The sequence below is a fragment of the Armatimonadota bacterium genome (assembly GCA_018268395.1).
GTDB lineage: Bacteria > Armatimonadota > Fimbriimonadia > Fimbriimonadales > Fimbriimonadaceae > JAEURO01.
Genome location: JAFDWQ010000005.1, coordinates 54370 through 72422, shown reverse-complemented (window position 1 = coordinate 72422; position 18053 = coordinate 54370). Strand labels below are relative to the sequence as shown.

At 63.4% G+C, this 18053-nt stretch carries 20 protein-coding genes; 12 read left to right on the top strand and 8 right to left on the bottom strand.

The window, feature by feature from the left end; all coding sequences use genetic code 11:
• Positions 1–11 precede the first annotated feature (11 nt).
• The 3 genes from ccsA to JST30_10010 are packed head-to-tail and all read left to right on the top strand — an operon-like array spanning position 12 to position 3370.
• Positions 12–2432: a cytochrome c biogenesis protein CcsA gene (gene ccsA, locus JST30_10020; protein ID MBS1714658.1), complete on the top strand. Its 2421-nt coding sequence runs from the start codon at positions 12–14 to the stop codon at positions 2430–2432.
• On the top strand, positions 2404–2766 hold the full coding sequence (locus JST30_10015; GenBank protein ID MBS1714657.1) for an aspartate 1-decarboxylase: 363 nt from the start codon (positions 2404–2406) through the stop codon (positions 2764–2766). Before ccsA ends, JST30_10015 begins: the two co-directional genes overlap by 29 nt.
• Positions 2767–2806: 40 nt before the next feature.
• A complete protein-coding gene (locus tag JST30_10010) occupies positions 2807–3370 on the top strand; it encodes an orotate phosphoribosyltransferase (GenBank protein ID MBS1714656.1) in 564 nt (187 codons plus the stop codon).
• Positions 3371–3373: 3 nt separating this feature from the next.
• On the opposite strand, the gene JST30_10005 is transcribed toward JST30_10010, so the two are convergent.
• Both JST30_10005 and JST30_10000 read right to left on the bottom strand, forming a co-directional pair.
• Entirely contained in the window at positions 3374–3631 is a 258-nt protein-coding gene (locus JST30_10005; protein MBS1714655.1) for a hypothetical protein, read from the bottom strand.
• A gap of 60 nt (positions 3632–3691) precedes the next feature.
• On the bottom strand, positions 3692–4591 hold the full coding sequence (locus JST30_10000) for a diacylglycerol kinase family lipid kinase (protein ID MBS1714654.1): 900 nt from the start codon (positions 4589–4591) through the stop codon (positions 3692–3694).
• A gap of 10 nt (positions 4592–4601) precedes the next feature.
• Between JST30_10000 and JST30_09995 the strand changes: the two genes are divergently transcribed.
• Both JST30_09995 and mazG read left to right on the top strand, forming a co-directional pair.
• The gene (locus tag JST30_09995) at positions 4602–4856 is read left to right on the top strand and encodes a hypothetical protein (GenBank protein MBS1714653.1); all 255 of its coding nucleotides are present in this window, start codon (positions 4602–4604) and stop codon (positions 4854–4856) included.
• Between the two features lie 8 nt (positions 4857–4864).
• Complete coding sequence (mazG, locus tag JST30_09990) at positions 4865–5905, top strand: nucleoside triphosphate pyrophosphohydrolase (GenBank protein ID MBS1714652.1); 1041 nt, start codon at positions 4865–4867, stop codon at positions 5903–5905.
• Here the strand turns inward: mazG and JST30_09985 are convergent.
• Together JST30_09985 and JST30_09980 are read right to left on the bottom strand one after the other, a co-directional pair.
• On the bottom strand, positions 5902–6723 hold the full coding sequence (locus tag JST30_09985; GenBank protein ID MBS1714651.1) for an N-acetylmuramic acid 6-phosphate etherase: 822 nt from the start codon (positions 6721–6723) through the stop codon (positions 5902–5904). The genes mazG and JST30_09985 overlap by 4 nt on opposite strands.
• Positions 6713–7621, bottom strand: a complete 909-nt coding sequence (locus tag JST30_09980; GenBank protein MBS1714650.1) for a hypothetical protein — start codon at positions 7619–7621, stop codon at positions 6713–6715. The genes JST30_09985 and JST30_09980 overlap by 11 nt, the downstream gene beginning before the upstream one ends.
• Positions 7622–7663: 42 nt before the next feature.
• On the opposite strand from JST30_09980, the gene JST30_09975 reads away from it, so the two are divergent.
• The 5 genes from JST30_09975 to JST30_09955 all read left to right on the top strand — a co-directional run bounded on the left by JST30_09975 (position 7664) and on the right by JST30_09955 (position 11209).
• On the top strand, positions 7664–8668 hold the full coding sequence (locus JST30_09975) for a glycosyltransferase family 9 protein (protein ID MBS1714649.1): 1005 nt from the start codon (positions 7664–7666) through the stop codon (positions 8666–8668).
• A gap of 111 nt (positions 8669–8779) precedes the next feature.
• The gene (locus JST30_09970) at positions 8780–9190 is read left to right on the top strand and encodes a DUF2089 domain-containing protein (protein MBS1714648.1); all 411 of its coding nucleotides are present in this window, start codon (positions 8780–8782) and stop codon (positions 9188–9190) included.
• A gap of 6 nt (positions 9191–9196) precedes the next feature.
• Positions 9197–10411: a DUF4097 family beta strand repeat protein gene (locus JST30_09965; protein ID MBS1714647.1), complete on the top strand. Its 1215-nt coding sequence runs from the start codon at positions 9197–9199 to the stop codon at positions 10409–10411.
• 127 nt (positions 10412–10538) lie between these two features.
• Complete coding sequence (locus tag JST30_09960) at positions 10539–10730, top strand: hypothetical protein (protein MBS1714646.1); 192 nt, start codon at positions 10539–10541, stop codon at positions 10728–10730.
• 20 nt (positions 10731–10750) lie between these two features.
• The gene (locus JST30_09955; GenBank protein MBS1714645.1) at positions 10751–11209 is read left to right on the top strand and encodes an EVE domain-containing protein; all 459 of its coding nucleotides are present in this window, start codon (positions 10751–10753) and stop codon (positions 11207–11209) included.
• Positions 11210–11213: 4 nt separating this feature from the next.
• Here the strand turns inward: JST30_09955 and JST30_09950 are convergent, their stop codons facing one another.
• Entirely contained in the window at positions 11214–12392 is a 1179-nt protein-coding gene (locus JST30_09950; GenBank protein ID MBS1714644.1) for a phosphoglycerate kinase, read from the bottom strand.
• Between the two features lie 24 nt (positions 12393–12416).
• Positions 12417–13595: a hypothetical protein gene (locus JST30_09945; protein MBS1714643.1), complete on the bottom strand. Its 1179-nt coding sequence runs from the start codon at positions 13593–13595 to the stop codon at positions 12417–12419.
• A gap of 53 nt (positions 13596–13648) precedes the next feature.
• Here JST30_09945 and JST30_09940 point away from each other — a divergent pair, with 53 nt between their 5' ends.
• A complete protein-coding gene (locus tag JST30_09940) occupies positions 13649–14023 on the top strand; it encodes a VOC family protein (GenBank protein ID MBS1714642.1) in 375 nt (124 codons plus the stop codon).
• 60 nt (positions 14024–14083) lie between these two features.
• Here the strand turns inward: JST30_09940 and JST30_09935 are convergent, their stop codons facing one another.
• Together JST30_09935 and JST30_09930 are read right to left on the bottom strand one after the other, a co-directional pair.
• Positions 14084–14953, bottom strand: coding sequence for a hypothetical protein (locus JST30_09935; protein ID MBS1714641.1), 870 nt, complete (start codon positions 14951–14953; stop codon positions 14084–14086).
• A gap of 96 nt (positions 14954–15049) precedes the next feature.
• Positions 15050–16030, bottom strand: a complete 981-nt coding sequence (locus JST30_09930) for a sugar phosphate isomerase/epimerase (protein ID MBS1714640.1) — start codon at positions 16028–16030, stop codon at positions 15050–15052.
• A gap of 93 nt (positions 16031–16123) precedes the next feature.
• On the opposite strand from JST30_09930, the gene JST30_09925 reads away from it, so the two are divergent.
• Positions 16124–18052, top strand: a complete 1929-nt coding sequence (locus tag JST30_09925; GenBank protein ID MBS1714639.1) for an ABC-F family ATP-binding cassette domain-containing protein — start codon at positions 16124–16126, stop codon at positions 18050–18052.
• The last annotated feature ends 1 nt before the right edge of the window (position 18053 follow it).

Sequence of the window (18053 nt, the reverse complement as noted above, 5' to 3'; positions counted from 1 at the left end):
CATCCAACCTTGTGGCCGCTCCACCGTGGTCGCTCGCATTAGGGCAGTTCGGCTCGGCGTCCGTCGTGGTCGCCCTTGTCCTCCAGGTCGCGAGCCTCGTCCTGTGGCTCTTCGTACCGAAGGCCCCTAAGCTCGAAGCGTGGGCCAGGCTCTCTTTCACCCTGGGTTGTGTGGCGTTCTTCGGCGCTCTGGCTTCGGTCGTCACGCTGTTCGTCAACGACCAGTTCCAGTACAAGTACGTCTTCGACCACGGTTCGAAGGAAACCCCGCTGAAGTACAAGATCGCGGGCACGTGGTCGGGCCAAGAGGGTTCGATCCTCCTCTGGGGCTCAGCGTCCGCTCTCTTCGGACTCCTGACGGCCGGGAGGACGGGGGCTGACCGACGGTGGTACTCCGTCGTCTATGCGGCGTTCCTCGCCTGTGTCGCCGCGATCCTCGCGTTCGAGTCGCCGTTCGACTTGAACCTGGTCGGCGGCAAAGCCGTCGTTCCTGCGACGGGCGTCGGACTGAACCCGACTTTGATGAACTACTGGATGGTGATCCATCCGCCCGTCATCTTCTGCGGTTTTGGTTCCTTGACGGTTCTGTTCGCGTGGTCCGTCGCGGCCATGGTCCGGAAGGACATGACGTCGTGGTTACCTGCGGTCCGACCATGGGCGCTCGTGAGCACGGCCGTTCTCGGGGTCGGGCTCGCCATGGGCGGGTTCTGGGCCTACGAAACGCTCGGCTGGGGCGGGTTCTGGATGTGGGACCCGGTCGAGAACACGAGCTTCGTGCCTTGGGTCGGCGTCGCCGCCTTCTTGCACGGCATCATGGTGCAGACCTCCCGTCAAAAGTGGTTCTTCACGAACGCGGTGCTGGCCGGACTTCCCTTCCCGCTCTTCTGTTACGGCACGTTCCTGACCCGGTCGGGGTTCCTGGGCGACACGAGCGTCCACAGCTTTGCCGAGATGGACAGCAAGGCCCTTTGGATCTTGATCACCTTGGTCGTCGTGGGGACCACCGGCTTTCTGACCCTCTGGGGAGTCCGAGCGACGCAGTTGAAGGCTTCGTTGCCCGCGCCGAAAGACATGAAGCCGTTCCCGGTCAACCGGGAGTCGCTGATCGGAATCGGCGTCTGGCTCTTGGTCGGCTTCGGCATCGTGACGGCCATCGGGATGAGCGTCCCGTTCTTCCAGACCATCGCAGGACAGAAGCCCAAAGTGGTCGAGGAACAGCTCTACAACACGGTCCTCAGCTTCTTTTTCCTCCCCTTGACGGTCATGATGGCCGTCGGCCCGTTCTTGACGTGGCGCGGCGCGTCCGTGCGCGACGTCGTCGGAAAGATCGTGAACGTGTTCTCGATCAGTCTCATGCTGACCGGGTTCTGCCTCATTTGGGTGAATTTCGCCGGCCGCCAGTTCTTCGGGATCGATCTCCCTGGCGTGCCCGTCGACCAGAACGCGACGACCATGCTCTTGACCAAGTTCCCGGTCTCGAGAACGGCCTGGACGATGGTCTTGACGTTCTTCTGCCTCTTCGGGGTCGTGGGCGCGGTCTGGAAGGCGGCCGAAACAGGCAAGCGTTCGTTCACCACCTTCGCGGGCATGCTGACCCATGTCGGCGTCGGACTTGCGATCCTCGGGTTGATCTTCTCGCGAGGCTTCGAACAAAAGGTCGACGCGTTCCTGATCACGACCTCGGCTCCGGCCGATGCGCTCGGCTATAAGCTGACGGCCGAACCGTCCAAGACCAATTTCGTCGACCCGAACAACAAGGTCAAAGTCAAAGCCGTCGGACCGGACGGGACGTTCGTCATGGAACCGGGGCTCTACTTCCGCGGAATGGACGAAAGCGGCCAACCGATGCCGATGGTCTGGCCCGCGATCCACGGTCGAGGGCTTTACGACTTTTACTTGGTCGTCCACAACCTGACGATGGACGCATCAGGGCCGACGCAGATGGCGAAGGGCGACCAACGGTTGTTGAAAGAAGAAAAGCTCCTCCTCGTTTACAACGGTCTGAAGACGGAGGGACCTCTTGGACAGAAGGGAGCGACGTTCAAAGCGCAGGTCTCTGTCGAGACGCCGGACGGCCACTTCGACGTCGAACCGACGTTGAGAATGGGCGAGAACGGGATCGAGAACGAGCCGGCGCGGGTCGGGGACAAGTTCCGGGTCAGTCTTCAGTCGATCGACGCCAAGGACAAGTCGGCGACCTTACAGGTGCACTACAACGAGCCGGCCTATGTGGCTGAGGCGTTCTATAAGCCCCTGACCATCCTGGTCTGGCTCGGGGTCGGTATCATGACGCTCGGCGGCGGATTGGCGGCTTGGGGACGACGGCCTCGAAGGGCCCTTCGGCCTGAGCCTATCGTCTCGGAGGCCGAACCCGAAACCCTCCCGAAGAGTCCAGAGAACCGGCATGCGCCTGAACCAGCTCCTCAAAGCTAAACTCCACCACGCCCGGGTCAGCTATGCGAACCCGGATTACGTGGGAAGCATCGAGATCGGCCGAGAACTGATGGACCGGGTCGGGATCGAAGACGGCGAGCTCGTCCATGTCTGGGCGGTCGACCACACGTCCCGCATCACGACGTACGCCTTCAGCGGCCCGCAGGGCACCATCGGGCTGAACGGCGGAGCCGCTCACTTTTTCAAGCCAGGCGACCTCGTCGTCATCGCGGCGTTCACCTTGACCGACGAGCCCGTCGAACCGAAGGTCGTCCTGCTCGACGAGGAGAACCGGGTCGTCCGGGACATGAGCCCGTACTGCGTCACGGGCTGAAAACCCCGGCGCCGAGCTTCGGTCGGGTTATGATCTTGGAGTGGACCTCGGTGAACTCCTCGCATCGTCCGGCGCCGTGCTCAAAGGGCACTTTCTTCTGACCTCTGGTCGGCACAGCGACACCTATTTCGAGAAGTTCAGGGTGCTGGAAAGGCCGGACGTCCTCAGCGCCTTGTGCGCCGAGATCGCGACGCACTTCCGTGGTCAAGGGATCGACGTCGTGGCCGGGCCGACGACCGGTGGCATCATCATCGCTTTCGAAGTGGCGCGACAGATGGGTCTGCCTGCGCTCTATGTGGAGACCGAAGACGGACAAAAGACGCTGCGTCGTGGGGCGACCATCCCCCCAGGGGCGCGGGTGTTGGTCGTCGACGACGTGCTCACCACGGGCCTTAGCGTCCGCGAGACGATCACGGCGTTGACCGGGCGCGGAGCAACCGTCGCCGGTGTCGGCGTGCTGATCGACCGGGCGCCGGAACCTCCCGATTTTGGGGCGCCGGTCTATTCCTCGTACCGGGTCGAAGCTCAAAGCTACGACCCGGACGATGTGCCCGCATGGCTCGCCGAGGTCCCGGTGACGAAGCCGGGAACGCGGACCTCCTGAATCTTAGCGGACGCTGCCTGCCGCTTGCATCGCCCCCATGAAGGCGAAAATGTAACCGATGATGCCGCCGCCCAAAGAGCCGGCGATGATCAGCCACTTCTTCTCGTGCTGGAACTCGACGAACATGTAGTACAGCAAGTAAATGCCGCAGAAGAAGCCCAAGATGCCCTTCCAGACCGCGTTCTTGAACGCGTGGATAAGAATGATGATCGAGCAAACGAGCGAGAGAATGTAGAACGGGAACGCGAGTACACCGAGCATAAGAGATTGAATCCTCATGGACCCAGACGCGGCCGGAATCCAGAAAGTGTCTGTTTTCGTTCAAACCGGCTTCGACGTGTCGGCAACCACGACGACGTTCAACGATGCCGGTTCCGTCACGAACGTGACGGGCGTCCTGCCCGTCACGTCTCCGTCCAGGTGGAACCTCGTCGAAGGGCGGGCCTCCACCGAGACGTGCCGGCACTTCCGGTACCGCACGTTCGGATGCCCGACGTGCTCTCCTTTGTAGATCAATGACATCAGCGCGTTCAGCTCCGCCAGCCGGACGTCTTGACCCCAGACGACGTCGAACAGACCGTCGGTCAAGTCGGCCTGAGGCAGGACGTGCATGCCTGCGCCGTAATACCGGGCGCACCCGACGGCCAACAAGAGCAGGTTGCCGACCTCGACCGTCTCCCCGTCCGCAACGACCGTCGCCTTTACGCCTTTGTAGGACGCGAAGGTCCTCAGGATCGAGAGGTAGTAGCGCACCTTGACAGGCATCCGACCGACGATCGGCCCGGGAGCGTTGAACCGTGTCATGACTTCCGCGTCGAAGCCTGCACCGGCGACGTTGACGAACGAACGGTGTCCTTCGCACCGGCCGGTGTCGACTCTGAGCGTTTGTCCGTCAAAAGCGAGCCTGGCCGCTTCGACCGCATCCGTCGGCACGCCCAGCGTCCGGGCGTAGTCGTTTCCCGTACCGACCGGGACGACGGCCAAGGCGGCGTCCTTTCCGGCCAGGGCGTGCGCCGCTTCGCTGACCGAGCCGTCGCCCCCGACCACGGCGACCCTCTCGCATCCGTCGGCGACGGCCTCGAGGGCCTTGGCCGTCGCGTCGCCCGGGCAGGTCGTGAAGTAGGCCCCGGCGTCGGGAAGGGCGGCTTCGATCTTTTGCCACGCTTGCAGGGCCCGGCCCCGGCCCCCCTTGGGGTTGACGACGAATCCGACCTTGGGCACGAGTGCGATTATGCCCGGGACGGCCGCGGGTAACCTCGATCCGATGCGCCAGCCCGTGATCGCGGATCGCTACTACGTCACCTGGGAAGAGATCGGCCGTCCGACCGTCCGCGGCGACTACGAAATCCCTGGCTTGGGCACGCTCGTGTTCGACGACGCCGACGCTTTTCATGCGACGAAGTTCCAGAACGCCGGCTTTTTCGTCCGGCGGTCGAAAGCGTTAGGCGGGAGATACGTCGTCGTCGCGCGCGAGCAGTCCGCCTAGGGCCGACCATGGAAGCCCTGCGGCGCCTCCGCCTTCAAGGGCCTTATCAAGTCCACGTTTCACCCGTCCTTCTCGTCCCGGACGAACGGGCCCACCATGTTTTCGAAGGCTTCGGCGACGGTCTCGCCACGATCGCCCGGACGCTCTTGCAGCGATATCCCGAATGGGCACCGGCGACCGTCCTTCGCGGCCACACCCGGGCCGACCTGACGTTGGCCGAAGTCGCCGACAGAGAGTGGCAAAACGACGACGTCTTGGTCCTGCACGCGATCCGGACGGACCATCCCGGCGGCCTTTACGGACTGGTCTGGGTCGTGAAGCGTCTGCTCGGGCCCGGAGGGTGCCCGTGGGACCAAGCCCAGACGCACGAGTCCCTCAAAAGGCACTTGATCGAAGAGGCCTACGAACTCCTTGAGGCGATCGACCGTCAGGACGACGCATCGATGCTCGAAGAACTGGGCGACGTCCTGCTGCAGCCCGTCATGCATGCCGAAATGCGGTCGGAGGCAGGAGGATGGGACACCGACGGCGTCGCGAAAGCGGTGACGGACAAGCTTGTCCGCCGCCACCCGCACGTTTTCGGCGACAGTGAAGCGAGGGACGCCGACGCCGTGCTTGCCCAGTGGGACCGGATCAAGGCCGCGGAGAAGGGCGACGAGAAACCCGCTTCGATCTTGAACGGCGTCCCTCCGTCGCTCCCCTCGTTGCTCCGGGCGTACGAAGTCAGCAAGCGGGCCGCGAGGGCCGGCTTCGAATGGCCCGACATCGGTGCTGTCTGGGACAAAGTCCGTGAAGAAGAAGCCGAGTTGGCTGAGGCCGTGGAACGGGGCGAAGGCGTCGAAGACGAACTCGGCGATTTACTGTTCACCCTCGTCAACGTCGCGCGCTGGCTCAAGGTGGACCCTGAAGACGCCTTGAGGCGGATGGTCGACCGGTTCACGTTGCGGTTCCAAGCGATGGAAGCCCGGTCTTCGGTGCCCCTGACGGAACTCTCGCCCGAAGCCTGGGACGACCTCTGGAACGAGGTCAAACGCACGTCCGGGAACTAGCTCGCGAGCTCGTTGGCCCGAAGCACACCGAGGACATGCCTGACGTTCCATCCGTGTGCCCCTAAAAGCCGCTCGGCCTCGCTCTCGCTGACGGTCGTCAGGTCGCGTAGGATCCGTACGGACCGCTCGCGCAACTTCTGGTTGTTCGCTTTGACGTCGACCATGAGATTTTCGACGACCTTGCCGCTGAGGACCATGGCCGTCGTCGAAATGGCGTTCAGCACGAGTTTCTGAGCGGTCGCGGCCTTGAGGCGCGTCGAGCCCGTCAAGACTTCCGGACCGGTGTCGAGGACGATCGGAAGGTCGACGACGTCCAGTAGCGGCCCGCCTTTGTTGTTCGCGATGCCGCACGTCCAGACGCCTTTTTGCACGGCGTGCCGAGCCGCCGCGACGACGAACGGTGTCCGTCCCGAAGCGGCCAATGCGACGAGGACGTCGTCCCGCACGATCGCGAGGTCGTTCAATCGCGAGATCGCGACGTGCTCGTCGTCTTCGGCGTCTTCGATCGCACGGCCCTCGGACGCGGCACCGCCGGCGACCACGGCCACGAACCGGCCCCCGTCGAGCCCAAAGGTCGGCACCATTTCGGCCGCGTCCATCGTAGCGACGCGTCCGCTCGTCCCCGCACCGACGTAAATGACGCGTGCGCCCGCTTGATACGCTTGGGCGGCCCGTTCGGCGGCTTCTGCGATCTGCGCCTCGGCCGAAGAGACGGCCCGGTTGACCGCGGTCTCCTCTTCGTTCATCAGCCGGACGATCTCGCGGGCACTCATCTTGTCGAGGCCGATCGAGCGCGGGTTCCTGGATTCAGTGCCCATAGGACAATCGTCGTGCGAGCCGGACGGCGCCGTAGACCGGCGGCCGTACTAAGCGCTCCACATGATACTGACCAATAGGACGTGGTGCCGGGACGATTTCGTTCCCTTCGGCGAGCGCCTCCAAGAAGACCGATGGAAATACCGGGTGCGCGTCCCAAAGCCCGCCCGTCAGGGCGATCCGTCCCCCTTTTCCCAGAGTGTGGGCACGGACTCCGTCGGCCAAATCCGTGAGGGCCGACCGCACGGCCCATACCGCGTAGGCTTCGCTGACGGAAGCGTCCTCGCCGACGACCGGAGCAAGGCCCGCGACCGTCGCGGCGGTCGTCCGGACGTCGTTGACGACGCTGACGACCTCCTGAGGGACGACCGTTCCCAGAGTCCGGGCGACAGCCTCTTCGAACCGCGCCGATGCGGAAAGTCGACCGTCGATGAACACGCACCGGACGGCGCGCCGGACGACGTCGAACGCCGATCCCAGATCGCCGTAGAGGGGACCTCCTCCTCCCGACTTTCGGACTCCGCCCTTACCGTCCCAAGACGCGATCACAGACCCTGTCCCGGCGATCACGACGACATCGGTCCCGTCCTCACAAGCGGCCAATGCGGCCCAAGTGTCAGGGTGGACGTCGCTCCGTGCCGCGACGCCCGCCGCCCGGAGGGCCTCCCTGGCCAGACCGCCTTCCCTTTCGCTGACGAGCCCCGCAAAGCAACCGACGGCGAGGTCGGCGCCCGGTGCGCCGTCCAACGCGGCCGAGAGGCTTGCGACGACGGTGTCCACCGGGGTCGTCGCGATGTTGGCCGGGCCCCCGCGGCCTTCGAAGACGGTCCGGCCTTGCTCGTCAAGGATCAGAGCGCGGGTCGTCGAGCCGCCACAGTCGAGTCCCAAGTAAAGCGGCATCAGCCTTCGATTTTAGCCAAGCGGTAACCTGGGTGCCTGTCCATGAAGAGATATCAAGGAGAGGCACTCCGCGCCGCACCGAACCTGGCGGTGGTCACGAACGACAATCTCGGGAATTTCGTCATCGCCACTCCTTTGATGCAGATGCTGCGGGCCCGGCACGGCGGGACCCTGCACTACTTCGGAGGGATCCGGGTGTCCGAACTGGCCGAGGCGAGCCCGTTGGTCGACCGCTTCTATCCCTTGCACGGGTCGGATCCACGGTCATCGGCCCAAGCACTGTCCGGTATGGAGTTCGACCTGGTCGTCAACGTGGAGTGGACGACCTGGGCCAAGTGCGCCGCGGCCCTTCTCGCGGGTCCGGAGACGGCCGTTTGCGGTCCGTGCCTCGGGCCCGAGGGACGCGCCGACCTTCCGTTTCCCGACGACGATCGGGGACGACTGTGGCTCGACCAAGAGTGGGTCTCGGCGGACGTCACGGCCCGATATCCCTTTCTCCGTTCGACCTGGATCGCCGAGTTCTTCTGTCGGCTCGCCTATGCCGACGGCGACGTCCCGGCTTATGCGCTTCCCATGATCGAGCCGGACGGGGACGTCCCCGACGTCTGGATCTCAGCTACGGCGAGCCTGCCGGAAAAACTATGGCCGTTGGACAAGTGGCTGTCCTTACTCGAACGTCTCAAGTCGAGGGGCAAGCGGGTCGGCCTGTTAGGGGCCAAGCCGCAAGCCCAGGCGAAGTACTGGCAAGGAGGGACGGACGAGGACAGACTGGTCGCGGCCGGGGTCGAGGATTACCGTGGAGCCTTCACGCTTCCTGGCGTGGTCGGGGCGATCTCGAAAGCTTCGCTCGTGGTGACTCTCGACAACGGGATCATGCACTTGGCTTGCGCGACGAACACCCCGGTGGCGGCACTCTTCCGGGAAGGCATCGACCGGCTTTGGGCGCCCCCCGTTCCCGGTCTCAGAAAGATCAAACCGGCCGAGGGTCGCCCGGTGTCGGACCTGACCGTCGAGGACGTCGTGGCGGCGCTTTCCCCGGAGATCTGACGAGGGACCGATTATTGAACAATTCTCAGACGTCCCTTTAGATTCTGATTCCGGGAACCCGCAACGGATGGCGATTGTCTAGCGTATGGTATCAATAATCGACACGACTCGGTGAACTGCGCGATGGAACAGAAGGATCTGCACGACATCCCGACGACCTGCCCCGTGACCGGCGGGCCGCTCTATGTGAGCGAGCTGACTTCGGTCGAAGGCGGGATCACGATCAAAGGCAAGTTCAAATTGCCCCCGACCTCGCGGCTGAACAAGGAACAGCGCGAGTTCCTCGAGGTGTTCCTCCGGGCGCGGGGGGTGATCAGCACGGTCGAGAAAGAGCTGAACCTCAGTTACCCGACCGTCAGGGCGCGACTGGACACCATGTTGGACGCGATGGGGCTCGCACCGTTCAAAGAGTCGACGAGGGCGAAGAGCAAGATCCTTTTGGACCGTACGAAGATCCTCGACGAACTCGAACAGGGCACGATTTCGGCCGAAGAGGCCAAGGCAAGGCTGAAAGGAGCCTGACTGGAGATGAAGGAAGAAGTCAAACGCATCATGCGGCTGGTCCAGGAGGGCAAGCTCTCTCCGGACGACGCGGCCGAACTCATCGAGGCCTTCAACGACGCTCCCGACGAGACGGAAGCCGTCGAGGGACAGGCCGAGTCCGTGGAGGCCCCGAAGGCCGACGCGACGGACGCATCGGGGAAAAAGGAGGATCCGGTCGGCCGATTCATCAGTTCGATCGAGAAGATCGGTAAGGACGTCGCGAAGAACGTCAATTGGGAGGACATCGCGAACCAGGTCCGTCAAGGCGTCAACAAGGGCGTCGACGCGGTCAAGCACGCGGCCGAAGAAGCCAAGAAGGGCGGCGGCTTTTCGGTGTTCTTCGGCAACGCCCAAGTCAAAACGGCCTTGATGTCCTTGGCGGTGCCCGAAGGCAAGACCCTGAAGCTGGACGTCAGGAACGGGGACATCGTGGTCGAGGGCGGCCACGAGACGGGTTCCCTGACCGTCAACGCCACCTTCCGGTCGTACGACGACGCCGAGGCGCAGAAGATGGCGGACGAATACGTCCCCATGCTCGAAGAGAGCGATCAGTACGTCGTGTTCAAACAGCCCGAGGGCTCGAACGTGACGACCAACTTGATCGTCCACGTGCCGGCCGGCGTCCCTTTGGAAGTGAAACAAGCGTCGGGCGATCTCAAAGTGTCCGGGACGAACGCTTCCGTCAAGGCCGACGGCTCGAGCGGCGACGTCCGGCTCTCCAATGTGACGGGTAACGTGGCCGTCTCCCAGCGGAGCGGCAACGTCCGGATCGAAGACGCCGGAACGAACCGGTTGAACGTCGACACGAAGTCGGGCAACATCGCCGTCACGCGCGCTACAGGCGTCATCGAAGCGAAGACATCGAGCGGCGACGTGACGCTGACCGACGTCAAGCCCACGACGCTTTCGGTCGAGGCCGCCTCGGGCGACATCTCTGCCGACGTCTCTCAACCCGTGTCTTCGGCCGTCAACATCACCGCCGTGTCCGGTGACGTGAAACTCGGCATCGTGGACGGCAGCGATTGTCGGGTGTCCCTTTCGACGCTTCGTGGAGCCGTCGCGTGCGGTTTCGAACTTGCCGACATGGTGCGCGAAGGTCAGAAAGTGACAGGCCGTCTCGGAGAGGGTACCGGGACCTTAGACGTCAGCGTCGTAACTGGGGATGTGAGTTTGGTCCTACGTGATTCGTCGCAAACTTAGACATTTCTCGGGGTGGCACTAGCCACCCTAACATCCCCTGGTCAAAATACGTATTCTCACTTAAAGGGACGGGGAGCGTTGCCTCTGTTCCCTGGTTGCTTTTGCTGAAGCCGTATTCCTGACCGTAATGAAAAACAGATTGATCCTTTCCGAACTGCGCGTCCTGATCGAACACTACACCACGACGAAGTGCCCTGACCCAGAATTCATGCGGACGCACGTGATCACCCTTGCCGAAGCCGTCGACGCTTGGGCTGCCGACCGAAAGGAAGGCGGCACTTGTGACGGGGACGACGAAGACTACAAGATGAGAGCTTAAAGCGGGTGCCAGAATCAGCCATGGCGTTCTGGCTGATGAAGAGCGAGCCTGACTGTTACTCCATCGACGACCTCAAGGCCAAAGGCGGCCCGGACGTCTGGGAAGGCTGCCGAAACTATACAGTGCGGAACTTCTTCCGCGATGCGATGAGCGTCGGCGACATGGGGTTCTTCTACCATTCGAGCTGTGCCGTACCGGGGATCGTCGGCACCCTCGAGATCGTCAGCGAGGCCTATCCGGATCCGACGCAGTTCGATCCGGACAGCGAGTATTACGACCCGAAGAGCCCCAAGGACGCGCCGAGGTGGATCACCCGGGACGTCCGCTTCGTCCGCAAGTTCAACGAACCCGTAACACTCGCGACCTTGCGCGGGACGCCCGGTCTCGAAGACATGAAAGTCTTGATGCGGGGCCAGCGCCTTTCCGTCATGCCCGTCACACCTGCAGAGTGGGACATCGTGACGAAGCTCGCGACATAAGCCGTCAGCGGTCCTGAAGGGCGGCGATGCCGGGTAGCTCGATGCCTTCGAGGAACTCGAGCGACGCGCCGCCTCCCGTGCTGACATGGGACATGGCGTCGGCTAACCCGAACTTCTCGACGGCGGCGGCCGTATCGCCTCCACCGACGACGGTCACGCCCCGGCACTCGGCCATGCCTTGGGCCACCGCGCGCGTCCCCGCTTCGAAGGGCCTCATCTCGAACACGCCCATCGGTCCGTTCCAGACCACGGTCCCCGCGTCTTGGCAAAAGCCGCCGAACATCCGCTGAGAGCGTTCGCCGATGTCGAGACCCATGAAGTCCGCAGGTACGGCGTCCGCTGCGCAGGCGACGACGTCCGTGTCCTCTTTGAACTCGGCACCGCAGACGTAGTCGACCGGCAGGCCGATCTTGTCGCCGTGGTCGGCCAGGAGCCCCTTCGCGAATTCGACGCTCGCCTCGTCAAGAAGGCTCTTTCCGATCTCGTGACCCTGGGCTTTGACGAACGTGAACGCCATCCCGCCACCGATCAGAAGCTTGTCGACCTTGGGCAGCAGATTGTCGATGACTTTGATCTTGTCAGCGACCTTCGCCCCGCCAAGGACGGCCACGAAAGGCCTCTTCGGATCTTCCAGGGCGCCGCCCAAGAACTTGATCTCCTTTTCGATCAAGAGGCCGGCCACTCCAGGAAGGATCCGGGCCACGCCTTCCGTGCTCGCGTGAGCCCTGTGCGCCGTGCCGAACGCGTCGTTCACATAAAGGTCGAACCCTTTGGCGAGTTCGGCCGCGAACGCCGGATCGTTCTTTTCTTCTTCAGCATGGAAACGGACGTTCTCCAAGAGCACGACCTGTCCCGGTTGGAGGCCCTCCTTGATCGCGTCGACCTCAGGTCCGACACAGTCCTTCAGGAGCAAGACGTTCTGCCCGAGAAGCTCTGTCAGCCGGACGGCGACGGGAGCCAGAGAGAACTCCGGAGCGGGACCGCCCTTCGGGCGACCGAGATGGCTGCACAGGGCGGTTTTGGCCCCGGCTTCGACGAGCAACCGGATCGTCGGAAGCGCTTCGGTGATCCGGCGGTCGTCGGTGATCACGCCTCCGTCGAGCGGAACGTTGAAGTCGCAACGGACAAGGACGCGCTTCCCGGACGCATCGATGTCACGGACGGTCTTCTTGTCAAGGGGCATGGCCCAGTTTACCGACGGCCGAGTTCAGGCCCGGGCGGCTCCGGAGGCAGCGCGCGTGCCCTCGGGAAGGAAACGCGTCGCGACGAGGGAAACGACGGCGATGCCGACCCCGACCCAGAACGGGGCCTGATAATCGCGGAAGTGGTGCCAGAGCCACGCGCCCCCAAGTGGGACGGTGACGGCGGCAATGTGGTTCATCGTGACCCCCATCGCTAGCGAGGGGGTCAGTTCTCCTGGCCAGACGATGCGGTGGAGGTAGACGGTGAACCCGGTCGAGAACGAGAACAGCACATTGTCGAGCAAGAAGAGCGCGTACAGGACGCCGACCTGCTTGGCGGTGGCGTAGCCCACGAACACCGCGATCAAGCCGAGCGCATAGATCGTCAAGGGCCGTCGCTCTCCGACCTTATCGATCCACCGGCCCATCGCCGGTGCCGTCACCGCGATGAGTGCGGCATTGACGAACTGAAGCAAGAGCATCGTTTCGACGCGGACTCCGTACACGAGGATCAGGGCGAACGAAGCGAAGATCGAGAAGATTTGCCGTCGACAGCCTTCCAGAAAGATCAACAGATAGTACAGGCCGTATTCCCTTCGGAACACGATCGGTTGACGCTTGCCGTGGGTCGCTTGATCCGACAGTCGGAAACACAGTCCGGCAGCGACCACGATCGCGACCCCGCCCGACACGAAGTAAACGGAATAAGGTGTCCCGGGGACAGCCCTGGCGACGACGTAGGACGCGCCGAGAGCCGCGATGGTCGCCATGGCGCCGACTCCGTTCATCCGTCCGAGGTGCCGTCCGCCTTCGGTGCCTTTCGCCAAAGCCAGTGTGAGCGCGCCGGACACCGTCGCGTACAAGTGGAACCCGACGCTCCAGGCCATGGCGACGGCGACCTGGGGCGCAAAGCTCGGGAAGAGCCCGGTCGCCGCGATCCCGACGCCACAGACCGCGAGCCCCAATCCCGCGACGCGCGCCTCCGCCAGTGAAACGAGGGTCCCGGCGGTCAGGGCCGCGAGAAGGCCCGGAACCTCGCGCAAGGACTCCAGCGACCCCATCCCCAGCTCGCGGACACCGACCGATTCGCGGAGGAAGTTCTGAAAGACGCCGCTATACGCGAAAAATCCGAACGTGAACAAGAAGACGACAGCGGTCAAGATCCGCCAGTCCCTTCTGTTCGAAGCGTCGTCGTCGGTCTGCAAGCCGTAGAGGCTACCCGCGCGTTCCGCCGCAAAGAGTGTACGATCGGTACGGCATGACGACGGTCAGGTACATGGTCGAGGACGTGGACGCCGCGGTCACGTTCTATACGGAGTCCCTCGGCTTCACGCTCGTGGAGTCGTTCGGAGCCCCGTTCGCCCGCGTGGAAAAGGACGGACTCGACCTATGGCTCGCTGGACCGTCTTCGTCCGCGGCACGTCCGATGCCGGACGGAGGGAAGCCCGGACCGGGCGGCTGGAACCGCATCGTCGTCCTGACCGACGATATCGAGCGCGACGTCCGAGGAATGAAGGACGCCGGAGTCCGTTTCAGGAACGATGTCGTCAGGGGTCCAGGCGGTTCACAGGTCGTGATCGAGGATCCGAGCGGCAATCCGATCGAACTGTTCCAACCGCGGGAAGCGACCTGAAAAGTGCGCCCGGGGCTCGTGACCGCCGGGCGCGAAGCAAGCGATTTCAGGAGAGGGAAACTACTTGCCGACGATGTCTTTCTTCGTCGATGTGATGGCGGCGAAGACCTCGCCTTGTTCCTTCGCAGGCACCTTAAAGTCGTCGAGCACGGCTTTCAAGATCTTCGCGCTGGACGCCCACTCGTCTTCCGTGATCATCAAGCCTTTGTGGGAGGCGGCCATGTCACGGCCGCTGTACTTGGCCGGCCCGCCGGAGGCCATGACGAGCTGCTCGGTCACCAAATACTTGATGCCGGCTCCGGTCGCGTGACCGCTCGTCAGGGACTTTACGACGTTCTTGTTCCCCATGACGACGGGATCCGAAGCGAGCCGGTTGACGAATTCGTCCACGACGGCGCTGATCGCCGGCGTTCCGCCGAGCCGAGTGAAAAGCGTCTCGGATCCGGCCATGGGCATCGTGAACGACACCGATCCGTCCATCGTCATCTGCTTCCGGAAGCCTCCGAAGAACTCTCCGACGCGCTTCTGGACTTCGGGCTTGACCTTCATGTCGTTCAGCACCATGACGAAGATCTTGGAGCCGGCCGTCCACTCTTCGTCCGAGATGTGCGCTGCCCTGTGCCACGCGACCATGTCGGGGCCGGTGTACTTCTGCGGCCCGCCCCACATCTGCGAGAGCCAACCCGTCATGGAGTAGTTGAAGAACGGGCGCATCCCCTTGGAGAAAGCCGTCTTGCAGTTCGCGTTGGACTGGACGGTCGGATCCATGGACGCTTTCATCGAGAAGGCGTCGACGATCGCGGCGACCTTATGGATCCCTCCCAGGTCTTGATAGAGCGACCGGGACTGCTTCGGCCACCAGACGTCGTCTTGGGCGTGGCAAACGGCGGCCAACGTGAGGCCGAGGACGAGGAGACACGTTCGTTTCATGACAAGGCGATTTCACACGCCCTGCCTTGACGACTTTTGACACGCTTCTGAACGTCGGATGAATTCCGTCGTCCGACGTCCGGACTTGCTCAGAAGTCAGTCCTTCGCCCAGAACATGGCACCGGCGGGCTGCTCGATCACGGCCTGTTTGAGGACCTCGATCGCCTTGCTCAGTCCTTCGGCCGGAGACATCAGACCGTCTTCATGCTCGATGCTGACGACGTGGTCGTAACCCACGGTCCTGAGGGTGCTGACGAAGTCCTTCCACCACTCGATCCCGTGCCCGTAGCCGACGCTGCGGAACACCCACGACCTTTCTCCGATGTCGCCATAGCTCTTCGTGTCCAGGTTTCCGTTCAGGGCCGACGTGTACGGATCGATGCGCGTGTCTTTGGCGTGGACATGGTAGAGCGCCCCTTCCCTGCCCAGTTGGCGGACCGCAGCGATCGGATCGATGCCCTGCCACCAGAGATGGCTCGGGTCGAAGTTGGCCCCGATCTGCTCGCCGTCCTTGACGCCGTTCCGCAGCTTGAGGAGGGTGTCGTTGGAGTAGCACACGAACCCGGGGTGCATCTCGATGCAGAACTTGACGTCGTGTTTCTTGAGAAGCTTCGCCTGCTCGGTCCAATAAGGCAGGACGGCTTCCTTCCACTGCCACTCCAGGATGTCCCTGAACTCGTCCGGCCAAGCGCAGGTCACCCAGTTGGGGTTGACGGCCTTCGGCCCGTCGCCCGGACACCCGCTGAACCCGTTCACAAGCCGCACATCGAGCGCGTCGGCGAGCTTGACCGCGTTGACAAAGACGTCGTGGTGCTCCTTTGCGGTCTTCTTGTCGGGATGGAGCGGATTGCCGTGGACGCTGAGCGCCGAGAGAACGAGTTCCCGTTTCTGGACCGCTTTCATCAGCTTCTCCCGTGCCGACTTGTCTTCCAACAGCGCGGGGACGTCGATGTGCGGACTGCCAGGGTAGGCCCCGGCTCCGATCTCGACCGCTTGGACTCCGGCGGCCACGGCCATGTCCAGGGCTTCTTCCAGGGGCTTATCGCCGAACAGCGCGATGAAGAGACCGATTTTCACGCTTGGAGGTTACTCTCAACTCCGTCCGGCCCGCGCGACACCGGCGGTAGGACATTGCGGCCAAAGACGGCGGGCGGCCTGTAAACTCGCCCGGTGCTGCTCGGCGTCAACGGCGTCTCCAAATCGTTCGGGACGGACATCGTCCTCGAAGGCGTGAGCTTCCGCATCGAGCGGAAGCAGAAGGTGGCGCTGGTCGGTCGGAACGGAACGGGCAAGACGACGCTCCTGAAGATCCTGATCGGCGAGTCGGAACCCGACGCGGGTTCGGTCCAGATCGCTCGCGGAGCAAAGATCGGGTACTTGCGACAGGAGCACGGCCGCGAGTCCGACCGGACGGTCCGCGAAGAAGCCCAGGCGGGCCAGGCCGATCAACTCGCGCTCAAGGAGCGCCTCACCGAACTGGAACGGCGGCTGGAAGACGGCCCGACCGAGGACGAACTCGAAGAGTACGCTTTGGTCCACGAGCACTTCCTCGAAGCCGAAGGGTATTCGCTCGAACACGACGCGACGACCGTGCTGAAACGCATGGGTTTTCCTGAAGAGGACTTCGACAAGCCTGTTTCGGTCTTGAGCGGCGGCGAGCGCACGCGGCTCGCCCTCGCGCGACTCTTGTTAGAAGAGCCGGACCTCTTGATCCTGGACGAACCGACGAACCATCTCGACCTCGAGGCTACGGAGTGGCTCGAAAAGTGGATCGTCGCCTACCACGGAGCGGTGCTCCTCGTCAGCCACGACCGCGTGTTCCTCCAGAACACGGCCGAATCGGTCCTAGACCTCAGGGAGCGGACGGTCAAGGGTTTCGAGGGCGGTTTCGACAAGTACTTGAAACTCAAGGCCGAGGACGACGAACGTCGGGCCGCCCTCTCGGTGAAACAACAGGCCGAGATCGAGAAGCTTGACGAATATGTTCGACGGTTCATGAACAGTCAACGGACGGCTCAAGCCCGGGGCCGGCAGAAACTCATGAACCGCCTGATCGAGGGCAAGGTTTCGGGGCCTGAGCGCGACAAGGGCATGGCGGCCGGATTTGGGAAGGCCGCCCGCTCGGGCGACCTCGTTCTCTCGTGCGAGACACTCTCGGTCGGTTTCGGGGCTCCGCTGTTCCCTCCCCTCGACTGGACGGTCCGTTGGGGGGAGAGATGGGGCGTCATCGGAGAGAACGGTGCGGGCAAGTCGACACTGTTGCGGACCGTCCTCGGTGAAAACGAAGCATTGGGCGGTCGGTCCCGCTTGGGGGCGAACGTCGTCTGCGGCTATTTCCGACAGGACGTCACGGACTTGGACCCGGACATGACGCCGCTCGGATACATGGTCTACGAAGCGAACATGGACACGGGGCCCGCCCGCGACCTGCTCGGGCGTTTCCTCTTTTCCGGCGAGGACGTCTTGCGTCAGGTCAAGACCCTGAGCGGAGGCGAAAAGAACAAACTCGAACTGGCGCGTCTGACGCAGTTGAACCCCAACCTCCTTGTCCTAGACGAACCGACGAACCATCTCGACATGGACAGCCGCGAGGCGCTGGCCGAGGTGCTCAAAGAGTACGGCGGGACATTGGTGCTGATCAGCCACGACCGCTGGCTTTTGTCCCAAGTGACGGACCGGATCCTCGACGTCCGAAAGTCAGGGGCCGTCGCGTATTCCGGCGGGTACGCCGACTACCGTTCCGGACGCAAACCGACAGAGACGGTTTCCGCAAAGACGCCCGCCACCGCCGCCAAGACGCAAGACGTGACGCCTGGACTGTCTCCCCGAGAAGTCAGCAAGGAGATCGGGCGTCTGGAGAAACTGGTCGCCGAACTCGAAGACGAGGTGTCTCAAGCCGAGAAGGACCTCCGAGCCATCGAGAAGGAGCTGGCCGAGCTGCCGCCTACCGCCGACGTTTTCGACCTGACCCGCCGCTACCAGTCCAAGACGGAGCACGTCGCGTCGAGCATGGCCGCTTGGGAAGAGCAGGTCAAGGCCCTTGAAGCCATGAAAGTGCTCCAAGGGCCGACGGGCGTCACGTTCCGCGACGCGAAGTGAG

Bases quoted from the DNA above. Each gene is read 5' to 3' on its own strand.
- JST30_10015 (MBS1714657.1), top strand. From the start codon at position 2,404: ATGCGCCTGAACCAGCTCCTCAAAGCTAAACTCCACCACGCCCGGGTC.
- JST30_10005 (MBS1714655.1), bottom strand. From the start codon at position 3,631: ATGCTCGGTGTACTCGCGTTCCCGTTCTACATTCTCTCGCTCGTTTGC.
- JST30_09995 (MBS1714653.1), top strand. From the start codon at position 4,602: ATGCCCGGGACGGCCGCGGGTAACCTCGATCCGATGCGCCAGCCCGTG.
- mazG (MBS1714652.1), top strand. From the start codon at position 4,865: ATGGAAGCCCTGCGGCGCCTCCGCCTTCAAGGGCCTTATCAAGTCCAC.
- JST30_09985 (MBS1714651.1), bottom strand. From the start codon at position 6,723: ATGGGCACTGAATCCAGGAACCCGCGCTCGATCGGCCTCGACAAGATG.
- JST30_09980 (MBS1714650.1), bottom strand. From the start codon at position 7,621: ATGCCGCTTTACTTGGGACTCGACTGTGGCGGCTCGACGACCCGCGCT.
- JST30_09975 (MBS1714649.1), top strand. From the start codon at position 7,664: ATGAAGAGATATCAAGGAGAGGCACTCCGCGCCGCACCGAACCTGGCG.
- JST30_09965 (MBS1714647.1), top strand. From the start codon at position 9,197: ATGAAGGAAGAAGTCAAACGCATCATGCGGCTGGTCCAGGAGGGCAAG.
- JST30_09960 (MBS1714646.1), top strand. From the start codon at position 10,539: ATGAAAAACAGATTGATCCTTTCCGAACTGCGCGTCCTGATCGAACAC.
- JST30_09955 (MBS1714645.1), top strand. From the start codon at position 10,751: ATGGCGTTCTGGCTGATGAAGAGCGAGCCTGACTGTTACTCCATCGAC.
- JST30_09950 (MBS1714644.1), bottom strand. From the start codon at position 12,392: ATGCCCCTTGACAAGAAGACCGTCCGTGACATCGATGCGTCCGGGAAG.
- JST30_09940 (MBS1714642.1), top strand. From the start codon at position 13,649: ATGACGACGGTCAGGTACATGGTCGAGGACGTGGACGCCGCGGTCACG.
- JST30_09935 (MBS1714641.1), bottom strand. From the start codon at position 14,953: ATGAAACGAACGTGTCTCCTCGTCCTCGGCCTCACGTTGGCCGCCGTT.